The sequence below is a fragment of the Microbacterium aurum genome (assembly GCF_016907815.1).
GTDB lineage: Bacteria > Actinomycetota > Actinomycetes > Actinomycetales > Microbacteriaceae > Microbacterium > Microbacterium aurum.
The window spans coordinates 1,474,841-1,497,170 of record NZ_JAFBCQ010000001.1; the positions used below are offsets into that span (position 1 = coordinate 1,474,841).

At 71.5% G+C, this 22,330-nt stretch carries 21 protein-coding genes, 1 tRNA gene and 1 pseudogene; 17 read left to right on the forward strand and 6 right to left on the reverse strand.

From position 1 onward, the window contains the following. Positions 1-27 precede the first annotated feature (27 nt). Complete coding sequence (gene acs, locus JOD60_RS07400) at positions 28-1,992, reverse strand: acetate--CoA ligase (protein WP_076689965.1); 1,965 nt, start codon at positions 1,990-1,992, stop codon at positions 28-30. A 561-nt stretch (positions 1,993-2,553) separates the two neighbouring features. Between acs and JOD60_RS07405 the strand changes: the two genes are divergently transcribed. From JOD60_RS07405 to JOD60_RS07445, 9 genes are all read left to right on the forward strand, one after another. Further along, positions 2,554-3,498 carry a TadA family conjugal transfer-associated ATPase gene (locus JOD60_RS07405; RefSeq protein ID WP_372431332.1) on the forward strand — a complete coding sequence of 315 codons (945 nt, stop codon included), beginning with the start codon at positions 2,554-2,556 and terminating at the stop codon, positions 3,496-3,498. Next, complete coding sequence (locus tag JOD60_RS07410; RefSeq protein ID WP_076689971.1) at positions 3,495-4,409, forward strand: type II secretion system F family protein; 915 nt, start codon at positions 3,495-3,497, stop codon at positions 4,407-4,409. Before JOD60_RS07405 ends, JOD60_RS07410 begins: the two co-directional genes overlap by 4 nt. Positions 4,410-4,422: 13 nt before the next feature. Then, a complete protein-coding gene (locus JOD60_RS07415; RefSeq protein WP_076689973.1) occupies positions 4,423-4,674 on the forward strand; it encodes a DUF4244 domain-containing protein in 252 nt (83 codons plus the stop codon). After that, entirely contained in the window at positions 4,671-5,006 is a 336-nt protein-coding gene (locus JOD60_RS07420; protein WP_076689976.1) for a TadE family type IV pilus minor pilin, read from the forward strand. The genes JOD60_RS07415 and JOD60_RS07420 overlap by 4 nt, the downstream gene beginning before the upstream one ends. Next, complete coding sequence (locus JOD60_RS07425; protein WP_076689979.1) at positions 5,006-5,323, forward strand: Rv3654c family TadE-like protein; 318 nt, start codon at positions 5,006-5,008, stop codon at positions 5,321-5,323. Before JOD60_RS07420 ends, JOD60_RS07425 begins: the two co-directional genes overlap by 1 nt. Before the next feature lie 141 nt (positions 5,324-5,464). Beyond that, on the forward strand, positions 5,465-8,101 hold the full coding sequence (gene topA, locus JOD60_RS07430; protein ID WP_076692106.1) for a type I DNA topoisomerase: 2,637 nt from the start codon (positions 5,465-5,467) through the stop codon (positions 8,099-8,101). After that, the gene (tmk, locus tag JOD60_RS07435; protein ID WP_076689982.1) at positions 8,098-8,721 is read left to right on the forward strand and encodes a dTMP kinase; all 624 of its coding nucleotides are present in this window, start codon (positions 8,098-8,100) and stop codon (positions 8,719-8,721) included. Before topA ends, tmk begins: the two co-directional genes overlap by 4 nt. 252 nt (positions 8,722-8,973) lie before the next feature. Further along, entirely contained in the window at positions 8,974-10,128 is a 1,155-nt protein-coding gene (locus JOD60_RS07440) for a DNA polymerase III subunit delta' (protein WP_076689985.1), read from the forward strand. Further along, entirely contained in the window at positions 10,125-11,705 is a 1,581-nt protein-coding gene (locus JOD60_RS07445) for an alpha/beta hydrolase (protein ID WP_076689987.1), read from the forward strand. The genes JOD60_RS07440 and JOD60_RS07445 overlap by 4 nt, the downstream gene beginning before the upstream one ends. 156 nt (positions 11,706-11,861) lie before the next feature. Here the strand turns inward: JOD60_RS07445 and JOD60_RS07450 are convergent, their stop codons facing one another. The 3 genes from JOD60_RS07450 to JOD60_RS07460 all read right to left on the reverse strand — a co-directional run bounded on the left by JOD60_RS07450 (position 11,862) and on the right by JOD60_RS07460 (position 14,511). Next, positions 11,862-12,521, reverse strand: a complete 660-nt coding sequence (locus tag JOD60_RS07450) for an ABC transporter permease subunit (protein WP_076689988.1) — start codon at positions 12,519-12,521, stop codon at positions 11,862-11,864. Beyond that, positions 12,514-13,551: a methionine ABC transporter ATP-binding protein gene (locus JOD60_RS07455; protein ID WP_076689990.1), complete on the reverse strand. Its 1,038-nt coding sequence runs from the start codon at positions 13,549-13,551 to the stop codon at positions 12,514-12,516. Before JOD60_RS07455 ends, JOD60_RS07450 begins: the two co-directional genes overlap by 8 nt. Before the next feature lie 63 nt (positions 13,552-13,614). Then, on the reverse strand, positions 13,615-14,511 hold the full coding sequence (locus JOD60_RS07460; RefSeq protein ID WP_076689993.1) for a MetQ/NlpA family ABC transporter substrate-binding protein: 897 nt from the start codon (positions 14,509-14,511) through the stop codon (positions 13,615-13,617). 236 nt (positions 14,512-14,747) lie between these two features. On the opposite strand from JOD60_RS07460, the gene JOD60_RS07465 reads away from it, so the two are divergent. Beyond that, positions 14,748-14,823, forward strand: a tRNA-Thr gene (locus JOD60_RS07465). Positions 14,824-14,860: 37 nt separating this feature from the next. Continuing rightward, positions 14,861-15,256 carry a hypothetical protein gene (locus JOD60_RS07470; RefSeq protein ID WP_076689996.1) on the forward strand — a complete coding sequence of 132 codons (396 nt, stop codon included), beginning with the start codon at positions 14,861-14,863 and terminating at the stop codon, positions 15,254-15,256. Between the two features lie 2 nt (positions 15,257-15,258). On the opposite strand, the gene JOD60_RS07475 is transcribed toward JOD60_RS07470, so the two are convergent. After that, on the reverse strand, positions 15,259-16,152 hold the full coding sequence (locus tag JOD60_RS07475; protein ID WP_232321762.1) for an EamA family transporter: 894 nt from the start codon (positions 16,150-16,152) through the stop codon (positions 15,259-15,261). 58 nt (positions 16,153-16,210) lie between these two features. Here JOD60_RS07475 and JOD60_RS07480 point away from each other — a divergent pair, with 58 nt between their 5' ends. From JOD60_RS07480 to JOD60_RS07495, 5 genes and pseudogenes are all read left to right on the forward strand, one after another. After that, entirely contained in the window at positions 16,211-18,517 is a 2,307-nt protein-coding gene (locus JOD60_RS07480) for an MMPL family transporter (RefSeq protein WP_076689999.1), read from the forward strand. Continuing rightward, complete coding sequence (locus tag JOD60_RS07485) at positions 18,514-19,098, forward strand: isochorismatase family protein (protein WP_076690001.1); 585 nt, start codon at positions 18,514-18,516, stop codon at positions 19,096-19,098. Before JOD60_RS07480 ends, JOD60_RS07485 begins: the two co-directional genes overlap by 4 nt. After that, positions 19,095-19,700 (forward strand): DUF2510 domain-containing protein, encoded by a 606-nt coding sequence (locus tag JOD60_RS07490; RefSeq protein WP_076690004.1) that lies wholly within the window; start codon positions 19,095-19,097, stop codon positions 19,698-19,700. The genes JOD60_RS07485 and JOD60_RS07490 overlap by 4 nt, the downstream gene beginning before the upstream one ends. Then, positions 19,697-20,095: pseudogene (locus JOD60_RS16680) on the forward strand (arsenate reductase ArsC); the annotation flags it as partial. The gene JOD60_RS07490 and the pseudogene JOD60_RS16680, both read left to right, overlap by 4 nt. A gap of 6 nt (positions 20,096-20,101) precedes the next feature. Beyond that, positions 20,102-20,950, forward strand: a complete 849-nt coding sequence (locus JOD60_RS07495) for a PhzF family phenazine biosynthesis protein (RefSeq protein WP_232321763.1) — start codon at positions 20,102-20,104, stop codon at positions 20,948-20,950. Between the two features lie 197 nt (positions 20,951-21,147). On the opposite strand, the gene JOD60_RS07500 is transcribed toward JOD60_RS07495, so the two are convergent. Beyond that, positions 21,148-21,705, reverse strand: a complete 558-nt coding sequence (locus tag JOD60_RS07500; protein WP_157127892.1) for a hypothetical protein — start codon at positions 21,703-21,705, stop codon at positions 21,148-21,150. Between JOD60_RS07500 and JOD60_RS07505 the strand changes: the two genes are divergently transcribed. Beyond that, positions 21,704-22,330 carry a PadR family transcriptional regulator gene (locus JOD60_RS07505; protein ID WP_076690007.1) on the forward strand — a complete coding sequence of 209 codons (627 nt, stop codon included), beginning with the start codon at positions 21,704-21,706 and terminating at the stop codon, positions 22,328-22,330. The two genes, JOD60_RS07500 and JOD60_RS07505, sit on opposite strands and share 2 nt — an antisense overlap.

The following is a 22,330-nucleotide window of genomic DNA, read 5'->3' on the forward strand; positions in this document are numbered from 1 at the left end:
AGCGGTACGGCGCGTTCGGGACCGCCGCTACTTCACCTGCGCGGAGATGATGCTCATCACTGCGGTGTCCGCGAGCGTCGTGGTGTCGCCGACCTCGCGGCCCTCCGCGACGTCGCGCAGCAGGCGCCGCATGATCTTGCCGGAGCGGGTCTTGGGCAGCTCGCCCACGATGTAGACGTCCCGGGGGCGGGCGATCGCGCCGATCTGCTCGCCGACCCAGCTGCGCAGCTGTGCGGCGAGGCCCTCGGGGTCGTGCGCGGCGAGGTAGCTCTCCTTGATGATCACGAACGACACGACGGCCTGACCCGTCGTCTCGTCGGAGGCTCCCACGACGGCGGCTTCGGCGACGGCTTCGTTCCCGACGAGGGCGGACTCGATCTCGGTCGTCGACAGGCGGTGCCCCGAGACGTTCATGACGTCGTCGACGCGGCCGAGGAACCAGACGTCGCCGTCCTCGTCCAGGCGCGCGCCGTCACCGGCGAAGTAGTACCCCTGCTTCTGGAACTTCTCCCAGTACGTCTCGACGAAGCGCTCCGGGTCGCCCCAGATGCCGCGCAGCATCGACGGCCAGGGCTTCGTGATGACGAGGAGCCCCCCGTTGCCGTTGCCGACGCGGTTGCCGTCGTCGTCGACGACGTCGATCGCGATGCCGGGCAGCGGCACCTGGGCGCTGCCGGGCTTGGTCTCGGTGACCCCGGGCAGCGCCGACACCATGATCGCGCCGGTCTCCGTCTGCCACCAGGTGTCGACGATCGGCGCCGTCTTGTTGCCGATGATCTTGCGGTACCACATCCACGCCTCGGGGTTGATGGGCTCGCCCACCGAGCCGAGCAGTCGCAGCGACGACAGATCGAACTTCTTCGGGATGGCGCGACCGAGCTTCATGAACGATCGGATCGCCGTGGGGGCGGTGTACAGGATCGTGACCCGGTACTTCTCGACGAGCTCCCACCACCGGCCGGGATGCGGGGTGTCCGGCGTCCCCTCGTACAGCACCTGGGTCGCGCCATTGGCGAGCGGACCGTAGGTGACGTAGGAGTGCCCGGTGATCCAGCCGATGTCGGCGGTGCACCAGAAGACGTCCGACTCCGGGTGGATGTCGTGCACGACCTTGTTCGTGAAGGCGGCCTGGGTCAGGTATCCGCCCGACGTGTGCAGGATGCCCTTGGGCTTGCCGGTCGTCCCGGAGGTGTAGAGGATGAACAGCGGGTTCTCCGCCGGGAACGGTCGCGCCTCGTGATCGGCGGATGCCGCGGGCACCGCGTCGTGCCACCAGATGTCGCGGTCGTCGTCCCACGAGACTTCGTTGCCGGTGCGCTTCACGACGAGCACGTGTTCGACGGTCTCCTGCGGGCCCGCACCGCGGTCGCCGAGCGCCTGGTCGACGGCGGGCTTGAGGGGGGAGACCCGCCCCTTGCGGTAGCCGCCGTCCGCGGTGATGACGACCTTCGCGCCGGCGTCGTCGATGCGCGAGCGGAGGCTGTCGGCCGAGAAGCCCCCGAAGATGACGGAGTGGATCGCACCGATGCGCGCGACGGCGAGCATCGCGGCGACGGCCTCCGGGATCATCGGCATGTAGATCGCGACGCGGTCGCCGTGGCCGACGCCCAGCCCTTCGAGCACGTTGGCGGCCCGCTTGACCTCGTCGGTCAGCTCGGCATAGGTGATGCGGCGCTCGTCGCCCGGCTCGCCCTCCCACAACAGCGCCACGCGGTCGCCGTTGCCGGCCTCGACGTGCCGGTCGAGGCAGTTGTAGGCGACGTTGAGCTCGCCGTCGGTGAACCACTGCGCGAACGGCGGGTTCGACCAGTCCAGCACCTCGGTGAACGGGGTGTGCCAGTGCAGGCTGCGCGCCTGCTCGGCCCAGAAGGCCTCACGGTCGGCATCCGCCTGCGCGTACAGCTCCGCGGTGCCGATGGCGTTCGCGGCGAACTCCGGCGACGGCGCGAACCGGCGGTTCTCGGTCAGCAGGTGGTCGATCTGGCTGCTCATATGCGCGCTCCTTTGCGGCGAACGAGGGTCGGGATACGGTCCCGGACGATGCAGGAAATGTAGCCAGCGGCTCCCGCCGGGCACTACCGCCGATAGTGGGGGATGACCGCGACGATATATCGCCGACGACACGCCCGCTGGAGTGGAGCGCCCCGGCACGGATGCGTATGCTGGGTCGCGGCCAAACATCGATTCTGGCATCGCGTGTCCCGACCACCCCCCATTGCCGGGACACTGCGCGGCGGCATCCCATTCCCCCCGATGGGATGCCGCCCCCTTTTTCTCTCCGGGTCCTTCTTTCCCGGGGGCTGTGTTCTGGGCGCTGTTTTCGGGGTGCTGTATTCGGGGCGGGACGTCATCGCTCTCTCCCCAATCGGCGGGATGGCGGAACTGTCCACCGATCGCCGTCTCGCGCCGCCGCGACGCCGGCCCGCGACGTAGCGTCGGGGCATGTCCGAGCCGTTCATCGTCCGCCGCCGCGTCGGCGCGCCGCCACCCGAGGCGGTGCGACGCCTTCCGAGCCGCGCGACCGCACCGGGCGCGGGCGTCGAGATGCGGTCGATGCCGGCGCCGCGGCGGCTGCCCGACCATCCGGCGCTGGAACCGCTGCGCGATGTCCTGAGCGACCCCGAGGTCACCGACGTCTTCATCAACGGCGCCGACGGATTGTTCGTCGACCGCGGCCGCGGCGTCGAGCAGGTCGCCGGCTGGCAGGCGGGGGCCGACGAGCTGCGTGCCCTCGCCGTCGCGCTGATCGGCATCGGCGGGCGGCACCTCGACGACGGCAGCCCGCTCGTCGACGTGCGGTGGGAGTATGGCGCGCGGGTGCACGCGGTGCTCCCGCCGGTCGCGTGCTCCGGCGCGGCGATCTCGATCCGCCTGCCGCAGGTGGAGCTGCCCGACCTGGACGACCTCGCCCGCCGCGGCCTGTGCGATGCGGCGATGCTCGATCGGCTCGAGCGCCTCGTCGCGGCGCGGGCGAACCTGCTCATCTCCGGCGCGACCGGGGCGGGCAAGACGACACTGCTCGCGGCGCTGCTCGGGCGCGTCCCCGCCCACGAGCGCATCGTGACGATCGAGGATGTGGCGGAGCTGCGCGTGCGCCACCCCCACCATGTGCGCCTCGAGGCGCGGCAGCCGAACCTGGAGGGCGCCGGAGCGGTGCCCCTCGCGCGGCTGGTGCGCGAGGCGCTGCGGATGCGTCCCGACCGGCTGGTCGTCGGCGAATGCCGCGGCGAGGAGGTGCGCGAGCTGTTGACGGCGCTGAACACGGGGCACGACGGTGGCGCGGGCACCGTCCACGCCGGCAGCATCCGCGATCTGCCGGCCCGGTTCGAGGCGCTCGGCGCCCTCGCCGGCATGGACGAGCGCGCCGTCGCGCGGCAGGTGGTCAGTGCGATCGGGACCGTGATCCACGTCGAACGCGCCGGCGACGGCATCCGCCGCATCGCCGGTCTCGCGCGGCCCGCCCTCGCCGACGGGCGGCTGGCGATGGAGGCACAGTGAGCAGGCGCGAGAAGGCGACGGATGCCGGGACCGCGGCCGCCGCGACCGTGCAGCGCCTGGCCGTGCTGCTCGAGGCCGGGATCGCGCCGGAGCGCGCCTGGCAGCTGCTCGCAGAGTCCGGCGATATCGTCGGCGCCCGCGTCGTCGCCGCGCCGCGCGGGACGCCGGTCGGGACGGTGCTCGAGGCGGAGGGCGGCGCGTGGCGGGATGTCGCCGTCGCCTGGCGCGTCAGCGAGACCGTCGGCGCTCCGCTCGCGGCGAGCCTGCGGCGGTTCGCCGACGCGCTGCGCGACGCCCAGGAGTCACGCGACGACGTCGCGGTGGCGCTCGCCGACCCCGCCGCCACCGCGCGGCTGGTGGCGTGGCTGCCGCTCGCGGCGGTCGTGCTCGGGGTGGCGCTCGGCTTCGACGTCGCCGTCGTCCTCGCGCAGCCAGCAGGCATCGCCTGTCTCGTCGCGGGCGGGCTGCTCATGCTCGTCGCACGCCGCTGGACGTCGCGCCTGGTCGCCCGCGCCCAGCCCGACGATCGACTCGCCGGTGTGCAGGGCGACGTCGTGGCCATCGCGCTGACCGGAGGGGTCTCGGTGGAGCGTGCGCTCGCGGTCGTCGAGGGCGCCGGCGGCGGCGCACCCGACGACGACACCGCCGGTGTCCTCGCCCTGTCCGCACGTGCGGGGGCGCCCGCCGTCGATCTGCTGCGCGCCGCCGCGGCCGACGCCCGCCGCCGCGCGCGCACCGACGGGCGCCTGCGCGCCGCGCGCCTCGGGGCGCGCCTGCTGCTGCCGATGGGCGTCTGCACGCTGCCCGCCTTCCTTCTGCTCGGGGTCGGTCCGATGCTGCTCTCCGTTCTTGCCGGATCGAGCATCGTCCTCACTGCCCCCGCCCTCGTGCCCGCCGTCCACCCCCTCTAATTAAGGAGTCACCATGTCCCTCATCCTCTCCACCACCCGGCGCGTGACCGGAGCCCCCGACCTGCCGACCCTCACCGCCCGCCGCGCCCGGGCGCTCTACGGCGGACGCCTGATCTCCGACGAGACAGGTGCTGCCACCGCCGAATACGCTGTGGCCACGATGGCGGCGGTCGCCTTCGCCGGCCTGCTCGTGATGATCATGCGCAGCGATGAAGTGCGCGGCATCCTCACCGACCTCGTCCGCCGGGCGCTGACGGTCGCATGAGGCTCCGGCAGGACGACGCGGGCTCGGCGACGGCCGAGTTCGCGGTCGTCGTGCCGGTGGTCGTGCTCGTGATCGCGCTGACGGCCGGCACCCTGTCGGCCGTCAGCCGGCAGGTCCGGCTCGAGCAGGCGGTCGCTCAGGCCGCACGCGTGGCGGCGCGCGGGGAGAGCGGCCGCGTCGGCGAGGTGATCGCGGCGATCGCGGACGGCGCGGTCGTCGGCGTCGCGGGCGACGGCGACCTCGTGTGCGTCGAGGCGACCGTCTCGCCAGGCGTGCCGCTGCCGCTGCCGCCGCTGCGCGCCCGCTCGTGCGCACTGGCGGGTGGCCGCTGATGGCCGGCACCGCGGCGGGCGTCGGTGCGCTCGCCGTCACAGCGGCGCTCGCCGTCGGATGCGGCGCCGTCGGCGCGGCGGCGGTGCTCTCGGCCCGCGCGAGCGGGGCGGCGGATGCCGCGGCCCTCGCCGCCGCGGACGCCGCGGCCGGCGCGGCCACCGGGGTTCCCTGCGAGCGCGCGCATCAGGTCGCGGCGGCCGCCGGAGCCGACCTCGTCCAGTGCGATGTGGACGCCACCACCGCGACCGTCCGCGTGCAGATCGGCGCCGGACTGCTCGCGGCCCAGGCGCGGGCGCGCGCCGGACCTCCGCCCTGAGCGCGCCGCGCCCGCGGCGGGGCTCTCAGCATCCTCTGCGTCTGGCGGTGTGTATGGTGTGCATCGGAGAAAGGACGCCACGTGGCAGCTGTCAAGAGCCCGGAGAGAAAGAAGCTCGTCATCGTCGAGTCACCGACGAAGATGCGCTCGATCCAGGGCTACCTGGGGGACGGGTATGAGGTGCTCAGCTCGGTCGGGCACATTCGCGACCTCGCAGACAAGAAGGACATCCCGGCCGAACTGAAGAAGACCTCGGTCGGCAAGTACTCGATCGACATCGAGAACGGGTTCACTCCGCTGTACGTCGAGAGCGAGCGCGGCAAGAAGACGGTCGCCGAGCTCAAGCGCGCCCTGAAGAACGCCGACGAGCTCCTGCTCGCCACCGATGAAGACCGCGAGGGAGAGGCCATCGCGTGGCACCTGCTCGAAGCGCTCAAGCCGAAGGTGCCGGTCAAGCGCATGGTCTTCCACGAGATCACGAAGGACGCGATCCGCGCCGCCGTCGAAAACACCCGCGAGCTCGACCTCGCGCTCGTCGACGCGCAGGAGACCCGCCGCATCCTGGACCGTCTCTACGGCTGGGACGTCTCCGACGTCACCCGCCGCAAGGTCGGCCAGGGCACCTCCGCCGGCCGCGTGCAGTCCGCCGCCACCCGCCTTGTCGTCGACCGCGAGCGCGAGCGGATGGCGTTCGTCTCGGCGTCGTACTGGGACGTCGAGGCGCTCGCCGCGTCGGGCGCGGAGTCCTTCGCCACGCGGCTCGCCCGCCTCGACGGTGCTCCGCTGGCGCGCGGCACCGACTTCGACGACGCTGGTCAGCTCAAGAAGGCCGTCGTCGTCCTCACCGAGACGCAGGCGCGCGAGCTCGCCGCCGCGATAGAGGCGAAGGCCGAGGCGACCGTCACCGCGATCGAGGCGAAGCCGGGCACCCGCAGCCCGAAGCCGCCGTTCACCACCTCCACGCTGCAGCAGGAGGCCGGTCGCAAGCTCTCGATGAGCGCCAAGCACGCCATGGGCGTGGCGCAGCGGCTCTACGAAAAGGGCTACATCACGTATATGCGCACCGACTCGACGGCCCTGTCCACGCAGGCCGTCGTCGCCGCGCGCACTCAGGCGGTCGCCCTCTACGGCGACAAGGCCGTGCCGGCCAATCCCCGCAGCTACCGCAACAACAGCAAGAACGCGCAGGAAGCGCACGAAGCCATCCGCCCGTCGGGGGAATCGTTCCGCACACCCTCGTCCGTCGCGTCGGGCCTCGACCGCGACGAGCTGCGCCTGTACGACCTCATCTGGAAGCGCACGATCGCCTCGCAGATGTCCGACGCGAAGTACGAGACGACGACGGTGACCCTCGAGGCGGATGCCGGGGGCAAAACGGCGTCGTTCACGGCATCCGGCACCGTCTACACATTCAAGGGCTTCCTCGAGGCATATGAGGAGGGCCACGACGAGAAGCGCGGCGACGCGGACAAGGCGGAAGACCAGTCCCTGCCGCAGATGGCCGTCGGCGACGTGCTGAACCTGCGCGACGTGGAGCCCAAGGGCCACGCCACGAGCCCGAAGCCGCGCTACACCGAGGCCTCGCTCGTGAAGGCGCTCGAGGAGAAGGGCATCGGCCGTCCCTCGACGTTCGCCTCGATCATCGACGTCATCATCAACCGCGAGTACGTCACCAAGCGGGGTCAGGCGCTCGTGCCGAGCTGGCTCGCCTTCAGCGTGGTGCGCCTGCTCGAGAAGCACTTCGCCGACCTCGTCGACTACGACTTCACCGCGGCGCTCGAAGATGACCTCGACGCCATCGCGCGCGGCGAGCAGCAACGGGTGGCCTGGCTCAACGAGTTCTACTTCGGGTCGGAGAACCACGTGGGGCTCCGCCACATCCTCGACAACCTCGGCGAGATCGACGCCCGCGAGATCAACTCGACGCGCATCGGTGACGTCGCCACCCTCCGGTTCGGCCGCTACGGGCCCTACCTCGAGGTGCCGAACGGCGACGACACCACCCGCATCGTCAACGTCCCCGGCGACCTCGCCCCCGACGAGCTGACCCCCGAGAAGGCGCGCGAGCTGATCGAGGCTCCCGTCGCCGGCGACCGGGTGCTCGGTCAGAACCCCGAGAACGGGCGCGACATCGTCGTGAAGGACGGCCGCTTCGGGCCCTACCTCGAAGAGGTGCTCCCGGCCGAGCCGGAGCCCGCCGCCGAGCCTGCGGTTGAGGGTGCGCCCAAGAAGCGGACCGCGAAGAAGAAGGTCGAGGCGCCCAAGCCCCGGCGTGCGTCGCTGTTCAAGAGCATGTCGCCCGAGACCATCGACCTCGACACGGCGCTGAAGCTGTTCTCGCTGCCGCGTACCGTCGGCGTCGACCCGGAGTCGGGCGTGCCCATCACGGCGCAGAACGGCCCCTACGGTCCCTACATCAAGAAGGGGACCGACTCGCGCTCGATCGGCAGCGAGGAGCAGATCTTCGACATCACGCTCGAACAGGCGCTGGAGATCTACGCTCAGCCGAAGTACGCCAACCGCGCGGCGACGTCGCTGAAGGAGTTCGAGGCCGACCCGGTGTCGGGAAAGCCGATCCGCATCAAGGACGGCCGCTTCGGGGCGTATGTCACCGACGGCACCACGAACGTGACGATCCCGCGCGGACAGACCGCCGACGACATCACGTTCGAGGTCGCGGTGCAGATGCTCGCCGACAAGCGCGCGAAGGGACCGGCGCCCAAGCGCACGACCCGGCGCGCGACGACGACGCGCAAACCGGCAGCCAAGAAGAAATGACCCGCGGGCTCTGGGTCACCCTCGAGGGCGGCGACGGCTCCGGAAAGACGACGCAGGCGACGCTGCTGGAGGAGTGGCTGCGCGAGCAGGGGCGCACGGTCGTGCGCACGCGCGAGCCCGGTGGCACCGAGGTGGGCGTGCTCGTCCGCGACATCGTGCTGCACCACCGTGGCGAGGTGTCGCCGCGCGCGGAGGCGTTGCTGTACGCGGCCGACCGCGCGCAGCATGTCGCGACGCTCGTGCGGCCGGCGCTCGAGCGCGGCGAGATCGTCATCCAGGACCGCTACCTCGACTCGTCCGTCGCCTATCAGGGTGCGGGCCGGGTGCTGGATGCCGGTGAGGTGCGCGACCTGTCGCTGTGGGCGACGGAGGGCGCGCTGCCCGACGTGACGGTGTTGCTCGACCTCGACCCCCGGGTCGCGCGGGAGCGGCTGGATGCGGCGGACAAGCCGTTCGACCGCCTGGAGGCGGAGAAAGCGGAGTTCCACGAGCGGGTGCGCGCCGCGTTCCTCGCGCTCGCGGCATCCGACCCGCACCGCTTCCTCGTCCTGGACGCCACCCTCCCCGCGGCCGAGCTCGCGGCCGCCGTCCGCGAGCGCGTCGCCGCGCTGCTGGACTGAGCGCAACGCCGCCGCCGCGTGCCCGCGGGGCATGGTGGGCGGCACGCCGGCATCCGCACCCACCGCCCGCGTTCATCCGACCCGAATCGCGGTTATGCGGGCCGGTAGCGACACTTTGCGCCGGTTGAAGCCCCCGCGGGCTGCGGCACCGCGACCCACGCCGGGCGACTCCCCGGTCATCCCGAGTCTGGAGGACGCCCCGGGCGGGGGTCAAGCGTCGCCGCGTCGGCGGCACCGCTTAGGCTGGTCGGCATGACGTCCGTCTCCACCGCCACGCTGCCGCGGGGAGATGTCTGGGGTCAGGACGAGGCGCTGCGACAGCTGCAGGCCGCGGCATCCGACCCCGCTCAGCTCGCGCACGCGTGGCTGATCACCGGGCCCGCGGGTTCGGGGCGGTCCACGCTCGCCTACGCGTTCGCCGCCGCGCTCATCGCCGAGCCGGGCGACGAGGCCGCGATGCGGCAGGTGCTCGCCCGCACCCACCCCGATCTCACGGCGCTGCGGACCGAAGGCGTGATCATCTCGATCAAGGACGCGCGCGCCCTCGTGGAGCGCTCCTACTTCTCACCGTCGCTGGGGCGCTACCGGGTGATGGTGATGGAGGACGCCGACCGCATGGTCGAGCGCACCAGCAACGTGCTTCTGAAGGCCCTCGAAGAGCCGCCGGAGCGGACGGTATGGATCCTCTGCGCGCCGAGCGAGGCCGATCTGCTGCCGACGATCCGCTCCCGCGTGCGGACCCTCCGGCTGCACGAACCCGATGTCGCCGACGTGGCGCGCCTCATTCAAGCGCGCACCGGCGCCGACGCGGCGACGGCCGAGCAGGCCGCCCGCCTGTCGCAGCGCCACATCGGCATGGCGGTGCGGCTCGCGACGGATGCCGATGCGCGCGCCCGGCGCGACGAGACGTTGCGCGCGGTACTCGCCGTCCGCGGCGTCGGGGGAGCGGTGGAGACCGCCGCCCGCATCGTGCAGCTGGCGACGGACGACGCCAAGGCCCTCACCGCGGAGCGCGACGAGGCCGAGCGTGAGGCGCTGCTGCGGACCCTCGGCATCGCCCCCGGCGCGGCCGTGCCGCCCGCCGTCCGCGGTCAGCTCGGCGCGCTGGAGGACGAGCAGAAGCGGCGCGCAACGCGCAGTCTCCGTGACGGCATCGACCGGGTGCTCACCGACCTGGAGTCGATGTACCGCGACGTCTTCATGCTGCAGTTCGGCCGTGACGCCGACCTCATCAACCGCGAGCTGAGCGACGAACTCCGCACTCTCGCGGCCGCGTGGACCCCCGCGCGCACGCTCGTCGTCATCGACGCGATCGCCCAGACCCGCACCAACCTCGAAGGCAACGCCGCACCGGCCCTCGCCCTGGAGAGCATGCTCGTGACCGTCGCGAGCGGAAGGACCCTGTGAACACGACTCGTCCCCGCCGGAGCCTCGCCCGCCGCGCTCTCGTCGCCCTGGCCGGCGTCACGATCGCCGTCACGACGCTCTCCGGCTGTCTGTACGCGGCGATCCCCCCGGAGGCCGCGGCCACTCCCGCCCCCAGCCGGGAGCCCGACCTCGACGGCATTCCCGCGGGGTTCGAGTCGTTCTACACGCAGAGCCTCGATTGGACGCCGTGCAGCGGGACGGATGCCGGCAGCTACGACTGCACGACGGTGACCGCGCCGCTGGACTGGAGTGATCCCGGCGCCGGCTCGCTGGAACTCGCCGTCATCCGCCGCGCCGCCACGAACGGCGATGCCATCGGCTCCCTGCTGACCAACCCCGGCGGCCCCGGTGCCAGCGGCTACGACCTCATCGCGCAGTCGGCCTCCTTCGCGGTGGGCACGGCGCTGTCGGACGTGTACGACGTGATCGGCTTCGATCCGCGCGGGGTCGGGCGCTCCACGGCGGTGCGGTGCTTCGACGCGAAGGCGATGGACGCGTACCTGTTCGACATCCCCGCCGACCCCCGCGGCAGCGACGGCTGGAGGGCTGAGCTGACTGACCGCAACAAGGACTTCGTTGCGGCGTGCGAGCAGAACAGCGGCGGCATCCTGCCCTTCATCACGACCGACAACGCGGCGCGCGATATGGATCTGCTGCGCGGCGTGCTGGGAGATGCGAAGCTCAACTACCTCGGCTACTCCTACGGCACGTTCCTCGGCGCGACATACGCGAAGCTGTTCCCGGAGCGCGTGGGCCGCCTCGTGCTCGACGGGGCGATCGATCCGTCGGTGTCGGGCCTGGACGTCGGCACGACCCAGGCCGTTGGATTCGAGTCCGCGCTGCGCGCGTACATGGCCGACTGCCTCGCGGGGCGCGGGTGCCCGTTCACCGGCTCGGTCGACGACGCCATGGCCGACCTCGGCACGCTGCTGGCGAGCGTCGACAAGACGCCCCTGAAGGCGACCGACGGCCGGATGCTGGGGGCCGATTCGCTCATGACGGCGATCATCGCCGCTCTCTATTCCCAGGACAGCTGGTCGTATCTCACGCAGGCGCTCTCCGATGCGCTCTCCGGTGACCCCGACATGGCGTTCCTTCTGGCGGACTTCTACTACAACCGCACCGACGGGACGTACGGCGACAACTCCACCGAGGCCTTCCGTGCCTACAACTGCATGGACTATCCGCTGGACACCTCGCAGGCCGATCAGGATGCCGCGACCGCCCGCATCGAACAGCAGGCGCCCACGATCGCGCCGTACTGGCAGGGCGTGGACGTGTGCGAGGTGTGGCCGTACCCGCCGACCGGCGTCCGGGAGCGGATCACCGCCGACGGCGCCGCCCCCATCGTCGTCGTCGGGACGACCAACGACCCGGCCACGCCGTACGAGTGGTCGGTGTCGCTGGCGGAGCAGCTGGCCTCGGGAGTGCTCGTCACCCGCGAGGGCGAGGGTCACACCGGCTACAACAAGGGCAACGCGTGCGTCGATGCGGCCGTCGAGGCGTATCTCGTGTCCGGCACCGTGCCGCAGGACGGCCTCACCTGCACGTCGTGACCCCGCGCGCCGCGCGCTGTGCGCGCTGCGCGCCGCGCGCCGAGTGGGCTGGTTCTCGCCGAGTGCGCCCGTTGCGGGCGCGCGATAACGGGCGCGCTCGACGGGAACGGGCCCACTCGGCAGGCGCGTGCGCGCCGCGCCGCGCGCGCCGCGGCGTCAGCGGCGGAGGATGCGGCGGGCCAGCCCGTTCCCGAGGAACTGCACGGCCTGCACGATCACGACGATGACGAGCACAGCCGCCCACGTCACCCACGGGTTGAACTGCTTGAAGCCGTAGTTGATCGCGAACTCGCCGAGGCCGCCGGCGGCGACGGCGCCCGCCATGGCCGTCATGTCGACGAGCGCCACGACGACGAACGTGTAGCCGAGCGCGAGGGGGCCGAGGGCCTCGCGGGGGATCAGGCGGAACAGGATGCGCGATCGGCTCGCTCCCGCGGCCCGCGCCGCCTCGATGACGCCGGGGCGCACCGTAAGCAGGTTCTGCTCGACGATCCGGCTGATGGCGAACAGCGACGCGATCGTGATCGCGAAGATCGCGAACGGCACGCCGATCCCGGGGATGCCGACCCCGCGGGCGAGGGGCTGCACCGCGGCCAGCAGAATGATGAACGGGATCGGGCGGAACGTGTTGACGATGACGTTCAGGATGCCGAAGACGACCCGGTTCGGGAAGAGGCTGCCCGGCCGCGTGGCGTACAGCGCCATGCCGAGGACGAGCCCGCCGAGACCGCCGAGGATGAGCGCAGCGGTCGCGACATACAGCGTCTCGAGGGTCGCCTCCCACAGCTGCGGGAGCAGGTCGATGAGCCTATCCACGGACGGTCTCCTCGGTCAGGTCGGCGAAGGCGGATGCGGCGGCGATCGCGCGGTCCACGGCATCCGTCTCGCCCGTCAGCGCGAGGGTGAGGTGTCCGAACACGCGGCCGCGGATGTCGTTGATGCCGCCGTGCACGACCTCGAACCGTACGCCGTGCGCGGCGAGCGCGGCGAACACGTCGGCCTGCGCCGCCGTACCCTCGCGCACATCGAGGGTGACGATGCGTCCGGGGTGGCGGCCGCGGAGGACGGCGAGGTCCTCGCCGGTGGGGACGTCTTCGATGATGCTCGCGACGAACCGTGCCGTCGCGGCGTGCTGCGGGGCGGAGAGGATGTCGAATACGGCGCCCGCTTCGATGACGCGGCCGTGCTCCATCACGACGACGCGGTCGGCGAGGGTGCGGATGACGTCCATCTCGTGGGTGATGACGAGGATCGTCACGCCGAGTTCGGCGTTCACGCGTTTCAGGAGGGCGAGCACCTCCTGCGTCGTGTCGGGGTCGAGAGCGCTGGTGGCCTCGTCGGCGAGCAGGATGCGCGGGCTCGTGGCGAGGGCGCGGGCGATGCCGACGCGCTGCTTCTGGCCGCCGGAGAGCTGCTCGGGATAGTTGCCCGCCTTGCCGGAGAGCCCCACGAACTCGAGCAGCTCGGCGACGCGGGCGCGGATCTCGGCGCGGGGGTGCCCCGCGACTTCGAGCGGGTAGGCGACGTTGCCGGCGACCGTCCGCGAGTCGAACAGGTTGAACTGCTGGAAGATCATGCCGATGTCGCTGCGGAGGCGCCGCAGGTCGCGCTCCCCGAGCCGCGTGATGTCGACGCCGTCCACCTCGACCGTGCCGGAGGTGGGCGTCTCGAGGGCGTTGACCAGGCGCAGCACGGTGGACTTGCCCGCGCCGGAGTAGCCGATGATGCCGCAGATCTCGCCGGCGGCGATGTCGAGGTCCACGTCGTCGACGGCGACGACGGGCTCGGCGCTTTTGGCCGCGGGCGGGAAGGTCTTGGTCACGCCGCGCAGGCGGATGAGGGTCATGGTTCTCCCGGAGACATGCGTGTGCGGCCCGTCCGGTGGGATCGGGCCGCACACGGCAGGGTGTTACTGGTTCGCGCGGATGTCGTCCTCGGTGTCCTTCAGCGAGGTGAGGAGGTCGGCGACGGGCGTCTTGACGAGCACGCCGGTGCCGCCGGATGCCGCGAGCACGCCGTCCTGGACCGCTGTGGTGTCCTGGTAGATCTTCACGAGCTTCAGGTAGGTCGGGTTCTCGGCATCCTCCGCCTTCGCGGCGAAGATGTTGATGTACGGGAACGCCGACGCGTCGGCGGGGTCGTCCTGCGCGAGCAGCTCCTTGCTCGTCAGGCCCGACTTCGCGACGAAGTCGTTGTTGACGACGGCGCCGGCGAAGTCCGGCAGCGACGAGGCCGTGAAGTCGGCGGCGACGGCCTCGACCGTGACCTTCGAGCCGTCCTCGATGTCGGCGACGGTCGAGAAGATCGAGCCGCCGTCCTTGAGTTCGATGAGGCCCGCGGACTGCAGCACGAGCAGGGCACGCGCCTGGTTGGACTCGTCGTTGGGGACGGCGATGGTCTCACCGGCGGGGATGTCGTCGACGTCGGTGTACTTCGTCGAGTAGAGGCCCAGCGGGTAGATCGCCGTCGCACCGATCGGCACGAGGTCATCTCCCGCGGCGACGTTGTAGGTCGCGAGGTAGATGATGTGCTGGAACTGGTTGAGGTCCAGTTCGCCCGCCGCCAGGGCCGGGTTCGGCTGGTCGTAGGAGTCGAAGTTCACGATCTCGACGTCGATGCCCTCGTCCGCGGCAGCCTCGGTGAACGTCTCCCAGTACGGGTCGCCGGCGCCGACGACGCCGATTCGGACGGTCTCGCTCTGCGCAGCGTCGCCGCTCGCGGCGGGGTCGGACGAGCCGCTCGCGCAGGCGCCCAGCAGCAGGACGAGGGGGAGGGCCAGTGCGGCGGCCAGGGATTTCTTGGACATGTGGTGCTCCTCGTGGATCGGGGCACCGCGATGCGCGGAGGATCGTCGTTCGTGCTCGGCTGTCCGCGCTCGCCTCGTCGCGGTGCCTCTTCGACCGTACGCAGGGCGGCGGACGTGTCCGAATCAGGGCGTAACACGACGACACCGGATGCCGCGGCATCCGGTCGAGGCTCGGTTCGCGGCACCCCCGCGGACCCTGTAAGATCGAACATCGTGCACGGCGCTCGCGCCCGCACGCCGCCCTAGCTCAGTCGGCAGAGCATCTCACTCGTAATGAGAAGGTCAAGGGTTCGATTCCCTTGGGCGGCTCCACTTCCTCCTCTCCGTTCCCCTCGCTACAGGCAGACCCATGGATCAGACGGTCGACATCCTGATCGAGGTGTTCACCTGGGTGGGTCTCGGCGGTTTCGTCGCGCTCGCCGTCGTCGCCGTGGGGCTCTGGGCGGCCGATGGCTCCTGGCTGCCCGCTGACGCGGTCATCGACCGCGACGGCGGCGGGCCGGTCGCGCGCTGGATCGACGATGACGGCGACGTCAACAGCGCGCCGCTGACGGATGCCGACGCGCAGACCCTCGGCGAGGCCGAACGCGCGACGGTCTGGTACCGGCACGGGTGGCGCGATCGGATGCGGCTGGTCCGTCGCCCGACCTCCCTGCGCACCGTGATCATCTCGGCGGGCGGGATGCTGGCCCTCGGCATCCTGTGCCTGGTCGCCGGCTGGGTGCTCTACTTCGCCCGCGGCTGAGGTCACCCGACCGCGAGCAGGATGCCGGCCGCGAGCGCCAGCACGAGCCCGATCCCCTGCACGGGGGCGATGCGTTCGCGCAGCAGTGCCGCTGCGAGCAGCACGGTGCCGGCGGGATACATCGCCGTCAGCGCCGCGACGACGACGAGATCGCCGCCGGCGCGCAGTGCCCACAACAGGAGGAGGTTCGCCGTCGCGTCGACGACACCGCACGTGATCGCGAGGAGCCACGCGCTCCGCAGCGGCAGCGGCAGCGCTCCGCTCGCACGCACGGCCGACTGCGCACCGCGGCCCGAGCGGACCGCGCGGACGACGAGCACGGTGGCCAGTCCGCCGGTGAGGACGGCGTTGACGACGCGGTTGAGCACGAGGGGCGCGATCCCCGAGCCCTCGCCCGTCTGGTCGAGCAGGATCAGGAACGCACCGATCGCGAGCCCGGAGCCGACCGCCATGGCCAGCGCCGGCGCGGTGGGCCGGGTGATGCGCTCGCCCGGCAGCAGCGCCACGAGCACGATGGCGACGAGCGCGACGACGAGGCCGGCGGCGCTCCCGGCGCCCAGCCGCTCACCGCCGGCGAGAAGTCCCCACAGCATCGGCGCCGCCGCCGACACGACCGCGGTCACCGGGGAGAGCACGCTCATGGGGCCGCGCGCGAGGCAGGCGTAGAGCAGCCCGATCGCGACCGCGCCCGTCACGCCCGACAGTGCGCCCCACAGCAGGTCGGCTGCGGTCGGGGTGCCCCCGGCGAGGGGTGCGAGGATGCCGAGAAGCACCGCGCCCGAGGCTGCGGCCACCCCGGTCACGACGAGCGGCCGCAGGCGGCGCGCTGCGAGGCCGCCGAGGAAATCTGCGGAGCCGTACACCAGCGCGCCGACGAACGCGAGGACGGCCGACATCACGCGCGTCAGCCTAGCGAGGTGGCGCGGGAGAGATATTGCTAGATAAGCTAGCTATATGACTTCACGCCGCGACACCCCCACCCGCTGGCTGCGCATCGGCATCCCCGTGGTGCTCGTCCTCATCTGGCTCGTCGGCGGGTCCATCGGCGGGCCCTACTTCGGCAAGGTCGACGAAGTCGCCACCAACGACCAGTCGACCTTCCTGCCGTCCTCGGCCGAAGCGACACAGGTGCAGGAGCGCCTCGCCGACTTCACCGGCGGCGACACCATCCCGGCCGTCGTGGTCGTCGCGGGCGACGGGACGCTGACCGAGGCGCAGCTGGCCGAGGTCGACGACCTCGCGACGTCGATCGGCGACGTCGAGGGCGTGGGGGAGGTGTCGCCGGCCCTCCCCGCCGAAGACGGCGAAGCGGTGCAGCTGTTCGTCCCGATCGACACCTCCGGCGACGTGGCCGAGACCGTCGAGGCGGTGCGCGCTGCGATCGCCGAGCAGCTGCCCGAGGGACTGCAGGCGTGGGTCACCGGGCCCGCCGGGTTCACAGCCGACCTCGTCGAGGGATTCCTCGGCATCGACGGGCTGCTGCTCGCGGTGGCGCTCGGCGCCGTCTTCGTCATCCTGGTGATCGTCTACCGGTCGCCGCTGCTGCCCATCCTGGTGCTCATGACGTCGACGTTCGCGCTCTGCGTCGCGCTGCTGACGGTGTGGTGGCTCGCGAAGGCCGGGGTGTTCGTCCTGAACGGGCAGGTGCAGGGCATCCTCTTCATCCTCGTGATCGGCGCGGCGACGGACTACGCGCTGCTCTACGTCGCGCGCTTCCGCGAGGCGCTCGGGTCGGGGCTGCGCCGGTGGGATGCCACGGTCAGCGCCTGGCGCGGCGCCTTCGAGCCGATCATCGCCTCGGGCGGCACCGTCATCGCCGGGCTGCTCTGCCTGCTCCTCAGCGACCTCGCGAGCAACCGCGCCCTCGGCCCGATCGCCTCGATCGGCATCGTCTTCGCCGTGCTCTCCGCACTCACCTTCCTGCCGGCCCTCCTCGCCCTCACCGGCCGTGCGGCGTTCTGGCCGTTCATCCCGAAGACGGGCGCCGTCGACATCCCCGACGACCTCGCCTCCAGCGGCGCGCCCGTGCGCGGGTTCTGGGCCCGGCAGGCGCGGCTCGTCGCCCGGCATTCCCGCCCGGTGTGGATCATCACGACCGTCGCGCTGCTCGCGGCATCCGTCGGCGTCCTGCAGTTGAAGGCCGACGGCGTGCCGCAGAGCGATCTCGTGCTGGGTGCCTCCGAGGCGCGCGACGGGCAGGACGTGCTCGCCGACCACTTCGCGGCCGGGTCGGGCAGTCCCGCGTACGTGATCGTGCCCGAGGATCGCGTCGCCGACGCCGTCGGGGTGCTGGATGCGACCGACGGCATCGACGCGGTCTCGGCGTCGTCGAAGGATGCCCCGTCGGGTCAAGTCACGGTGGCCGTCTCCGGCGGCGAGCCGGTGTACACCGTCGCAGGACCCCCCACGGCGACACCGGCCGGTCCGACCGTCTCAGCCGGCGATGTGCTGCTGGTCGCGACGCTGTCGCACGAGGCCGACTCCCTCGCGGCCGAGGAGACGATCCGCGATCTGCGCGCCGCCTTCGCCGCCGACCTCGGGGAGGGCACCGCGCTCGTGGGCGGGTCCACAGCGATCGACGTCGACACCAACGACACCTCGATCCGCGACCGCACCGTCATCATCCCCGTCATCCTCGTCGTGATCCTGCTGATCCTCATGCTGCTGCTGCGCGCGATCGTCGCGCCGGTGCTGCTGATCCTCAGCGTCATCGTCTCGTTCGGGGCGGCACTCGGGGTGAGCGCCCTGGTGTTCAACCACGTGTTCGACTTCCCGGGGGCGGACCCCGCCGTGCCGCTGTACGGCTTCGTCTTCCTCGTAGCGCTCGGGGTGGACTACAACATCTTCCTCATGTCCCGGGTTCGTGAGGAGTCGAAGGCGCACGGCACGCGCCCTGGCATCCTGCGCGGCCTCGTCGCCACCGGTGGGGTGATCACCTCGGCGGGCCTTGTGCTGGCGGCGACGTTCGCGGCGCTCGGCGTGATCCCGATCCTCTTCCTGGCCCAGTTGGCGTTCATCGTGGCCTTCGGGGTGCTTCTGGACACGTTCGTGGTGCGGTCGCTGCTGGTTCCCGCCGCCGCGTACGACCTCGGCCGGGTCATCTGGTGGCCCTCGAAGCTCTGGCGCCGGGACGGCCAGCGCGGCGGCGGCGAAAACTCCACAAGAACGGTGCCCGAAGGCGCGACACGCCGATCCCTGCGGGCGCAGACCACCGAATCCGTGGAGCTTTCGCCGGACCCCCACGATAACCTCGGAGCATGACCCGGGCCCTGTTCATCGTCGACGTCCAGAACGACTTCACCGAGGGCGGCGCGCTCGGCGTGGCCGGCGGCCACGCCGTTGCCGTGGGCGTGTCGCGGCTGCTGGCCGTACGCGCCGGTGACTATGCGCTCATCGTCGCCTCACGCGACTGGCACGACCCCGAATCCGACAACGGCGGCCACTTCGCCGCCGGCGAGCCCGACTTCGTCGACACCTGGCCGGTGCACTGCGTCGCCGGGACGGCAGGAGCCGAGTACGACCCGGGACTTAAGACGGATGCCGTCACCCACCACGTCAAGAAGGGGCAGGGCATCCCGGCGTACTCCCTGTTCGAGGGAACGACGGATGCCGGGGAGAGGGTCGCCGAGCTCCTCACCGCCCGCGGCGTCACCGAGGTCGACGTCACAGGCATCGCAACCGACTACTGCGTGCGGGCATCGGCGCGGGACGCGATCGAGCACGGGCTGCACGTGCGGATCCTCACCGACCTCGTCGCCGGGGTCGCGGCGGACTCGTCGCAGGCCGCGCTCGCCGAACTCGCCCACGCCGGAGCCGAGCTGGTGACGGCGGACGCCGAGTGAGCGCCGCGGCCGGGTGGTACCCCGACCCGACCGGTGCGCCCGGCGGGCGCTGGTGGGACGGCGCGCAGTGGACCGCGCACACCCTCGCGCCGCCCGTGGCGCCGCGGCCGGTGGACGTACCGACGAACACGGTGTGGATCTGGCTTGCCATCGCCGCCAGCACGCTGCCGCTGGCCTCGCTGCTGTTCCTGGACCCGTCGGGGTACATCTCCGCGACGATGCGGGCAGCCCACGACGCGGAGGCCGCCTTCGCCGCCTCGGTGGCGTGGATGCTGCAGTGCCTCACGATCGGTCTGGTCAGCTGGGTCTTCGTCGGCGCGGCCATCCTGTTCAGCTGGCTGGACTGGCGTGAACTCCGCCGCCGCGGGGTGCCCGTGCCCTTCCACTGGGCATGGGCGCTGCTCGCACTGGCCGGCGCCGGTCTGGCCGTCTACGTCATCGGCCGCACCGTCGTGCTGCGCCGGCGCACCACGGCGGGCGGGTGGGCGCCGCTCTGGGTCTGGATCGGCACGCTCGTGCTCGCCGTCATCGTCGCGATCGCCTGGGCGACGACGATCGTCGCGCAGATACTCGGCAGCATTCCGATCGGCCTGTCGGCGTGAGCGTGCCGACCGTCCTGTTCGTCTGCGTGCACAACGCCGGGCGCTCTCAGATGGCGGCGGGGTACCTCGCGGCCATCGCCGGTGAGCGGATCGCCGTGCGTTCGGCGGGATCAGAGCCCGCCGAGCACCTCAATCCCGTGGCGGTCCAGGCGATGTCCGAGGTCGGGATCGACATCGCCGGTCGCACTCCCGCGGTTCTGACACCCGATGCCGTGCGCAGCGCCGACGTCGTGATCACGATGGGATGCGGGGATGCGTGCCCCTTCTTCCCGGGCACACGCTACGAGGACTGGGTGCTGGCCGATCCGGCGGGGCAGCCGATCGAGGTGGTCCGCGGCATCCGCGACGAGATCCGTGCCCGGATCGAGGCGCTCGTCGCGGAGCTGCTCCCCGCGCCGGAGGTGCTCCGCTACGCCGCGTTCAGCGCGCGCCCCGAGGGTGGCAATCCCGCCGGCGTCGTGCTCGACGCGGAGCGTCTGGACGACGCGGCCATGCAGCGCATCGCCGCCGAGGTGGATTATGCCGAGACGGCGTTCGTCACGGGGCGGGAACCCGACGGCGCGCTGCGCATTCGCTACTTCTCTCCCATCGCCGAGGTGCCCTTCTGCGGCCATGCGACCGTCGCGACCGCCGTCGCGCTCGCTGATCGGGGACGGGTAGGAGGTGACGAGACGATCCGTTTCGTGACGCCGGCGCGCCCGGTCTCGATCGCGGTATCGCGGGATGCCGAGGGCGCACGCGGCGCGTTCACGAGCATCGAACCGGTGGTGGGGTCGTTGCCGGACGGCCACCTCGACGGCATCCTGCGCCTGCTGGGACTGCAGCGCAGCGACCTCGACCCGGCGCTGCCCCCGCGGATCGCGCATGCCGGCAACCCTCACCCGATCGTCGCGATCGCGGACCGCGACGCGTTCGACACGTTCCGGTTCGACCCGGCGGCGGTGCGCGCGCTCATGGACGACCGCGGCTGGCCGGCGACGATCGCGATCGTGCACCGCACCGGCGCCGACCGGTTCGCCGCGCGGAACCTCTTCCCCGTCGGCCGGATCACCGAGGACCCTGCGACGGGCTCGGCGGCGGCCGCTCTCGGCGCCTACCTGCGTGCGGTAGGGGCGGTGACGGTGCCCGGCCGGATCGTGGTCGACCAGGGCGCGCACGTCGGGCGGCCCGGCGTGCTCACGGTCGACATCCCCGCATCGGGCGGCATCGTCGTCTCGGGGCACGCCGTCGAGATCCCGGACGCTTGCTAGGCTTGAGGTGCCCCTATAGCTCAGTTGGTTAGAGCAACGGACTTCAACACAAAAATGGAGCGCCGGCGTCGAAATACGCCGGATGAACGCCGCTATATGCTGGAACACCCTGAGAGCCCGAGGTACTCGTCCGTGCGAGAGCACGGGCAGTGACAATCCGAGGGATTGGGCGATCAGCAGGTAACCGAAAGGGAACCTCAGAGACTACACGCGGCGCACCTGACCGGCTCGGCCGAAGGTGAAGATATAGTCCAGACTGCAAGCCGTTTCGGTGGCTGGGGAAACGGTGGCTGGGGAAACTCAGTGCAGCAGGTTAATCCGTGGGTCCAGGGTTCGAGTCCCTGTGGGGGCACCCAACGCACAAGGCTCGAACCTTGCCCCAGAGAATCAAGGGCTGGGGTTCGGGCCTTGTCCGCGTTCGCGGCCCAAGTCAGCGCATCGGCGTTGACCTGGGGATCAAGCAGCATCTCGAAAGGCCGGGCGTTCTCGACGCGCAGCTCGTCGTCCTCCTCGATGTAGACCTTGGTGAAGAACGCCTGGTTGCACAGTCGCCGGTTGGCGTCGTCGCAGCGCGCGTAGATGTCGGCGCAGTTCACGAGCAGGTTCAGGGCGTCGTCCAGGTGGGCGCGAGCGTCGGTGTATTCGCCGTGGTGCGCGTCGAGGCGACGGTTCACTTGGTCGAGCTCGCCCAGGATGCGGTCTTGCTCTCGTTTGAGGACGGCGAGCGGGATCGCGTCGGCGTAGTGGGCCTGCATGAGCCGGTCCTGCTCGTTCTCGCTCTGTGCGCACGACTGGTCGGCCTATCAGCTGGCCGAGCAGCTCGGCCGGGGGGTGGCGGAGCTGTGGCCGTCGGCGGATCGTGGCCGATACGCGGTGCTGAACCGGCTGGCCGAACTGGGCTACGTCGCCACGCGGCAGGAGCTCACCGGCAAGCGTGCACGCACGATCTACTCCATCACCCCCGCCGGGCGTGAGGCGCTGGCCGCGTGGCTGGGCACCCCGCCGAGGCCGCCGAGTGTCGAGTTCGAGGGCATGGTGCGCGTCCTGCTCGCCGATCAGGGATCGCTCGACGACCTGCGGGCGACGCTGCAGCAGACGCGCGAGAGCGCGCTCGCCAATCGGGACATGTTCGCGCGCTACGCCGCCTACATCAGCGCCACCGGAGGCACCTTCCCCGAGCGGCGGCACCTCTTCGCGCTCGCGAACACGTTCATGATCGGCCACTACGACCACATCCTGCCGTGGACGGAGTGGGCCGAGCAGCAGATCGCGGACTGGCCCGACACCGTCACGCCGGCGAGCACGAACGAGGCGCAGGTGCGCGACATGCTCGCCCCCGGCCGTGAGGTGTGGGAGCACGACCACCCCGACGGCGCCTGA

Excerpts from the sequence above, each read along its gene's own strand:
- acs (WP_076689965.1), bottom strand. The coding sequence starts at position 1,992 with ATGAGCAGCCAGATCGACCACCTGCTGACCGAGAACCGCCGGTTCGCG.
- JOD60_RS07405 (WP_372431332.1), top strand. The coding sequence starts at position 2,554 with ATGCCGGCGCCGCGGCGGCTGCCCGACCATCCGGCGCTGGAACCGCTG.
- JOD60_RS07415 (WP_076689973.1), top strand. The coding sequence starts at position 4,423 with ATGTCCCTCATCCTCTCCACCACCCGGCGCGTGACCGGAGCCCCCGAC.
- JOD60_RS07420 (WP_076689976.1), top strand. The coding sequence starts at position 4,671 with ATGAGGCTCCGGCAGGACGACGCGGGCTCGGCGACGGCCGAGTTCGCG.
- JOD60_RS07425 (WP_076689979.1), top strand. The coding sequence starts at position 5,006 with ATGGCCGGCACCGCGGCGGGCGTCGGTGCGCTCGCCGTCACAGCGGCG.
- topA (WP_076692106.1), top strand. The coding sequence starts at position 5,465 with ATGCGCTCGATCCAGGGCTACCTGGGGGACGGGTATGAGGTGCTCAGC.
- tmk (WP_076689982.1), top strand. The coding sequence starts at position 8,098 with ATGACCCGCGGGCTCTGGGTCACCCTCGAGGGCGGCGACGGCTCCGGA.
- JOD60_RS07440 (WP_076689985.1), top strand. The coding sequence starts at position 8,974 with ATGACGTCCGTCTCCACCGCCACGCTGCCGCGGGGAGATGTCTGGGGT.
- JOD60_RS07455 (WP_076689990.1), bottom strand. The coding sequence starts at position 13,551 with ATGACCCTCATCCGCCTGCGCGGCGTGACCAAGACCTTCCCGCCCGCG.
- JOD60_RS07460 (WP_076689993.1), bottom strand. The coding sequence starts at position 14,511 with ATGTCCAAGAAATCCCTGGCCGCCGCACTGGCCCTCCCCCTCGTCCTG.
- JOD60_RS07470 (WP_076689996.1), top strand. The coding sequence starts at position 14,861 with ATGGATCAGACGGTCGACATCCTGATCGAGGTGTTCACCTGGGTGGGT.
- JOD60_RS07475 (WP_232321762.1), bottom strand. The coding sequence starts at position 16,152 with ATGTCGGCCGTCCTCGCGTTCGTCGGCGCGCTGGTGTACGGCTCCGCA.
- JOD60_RS07480 (WP_076689999.1), top strand. The coding sequence starts at position 16,211 with ATGACTTCACGCCGCGACACCCCCACCCGCTGGCTGCGCATCGGCATC.
- JOD60_RS07485 (WP_076690001.1), top strand. The coding sequence starts at position 18,514 with ATGACCCGGGCCCTGTTCATCGTCGACGTCCAGAACGACTTCACCGAG.
- JOD60_RS07505 (WP_076690007.1), top strand. The coding sequence starts at position 21,704 with ATGAGCCGGTCCTGCTCGTTCTCGCTCTGTGCGCACGACTGGTCGGCC.
- JOD60_RS07500 (WP_157127892.1), bottom strand. The coding sequence starts at position 21,705 with ATGCAGGCCCACTACGCCGACGCGATCCCGCTCGCCGTCCTCAAACGA.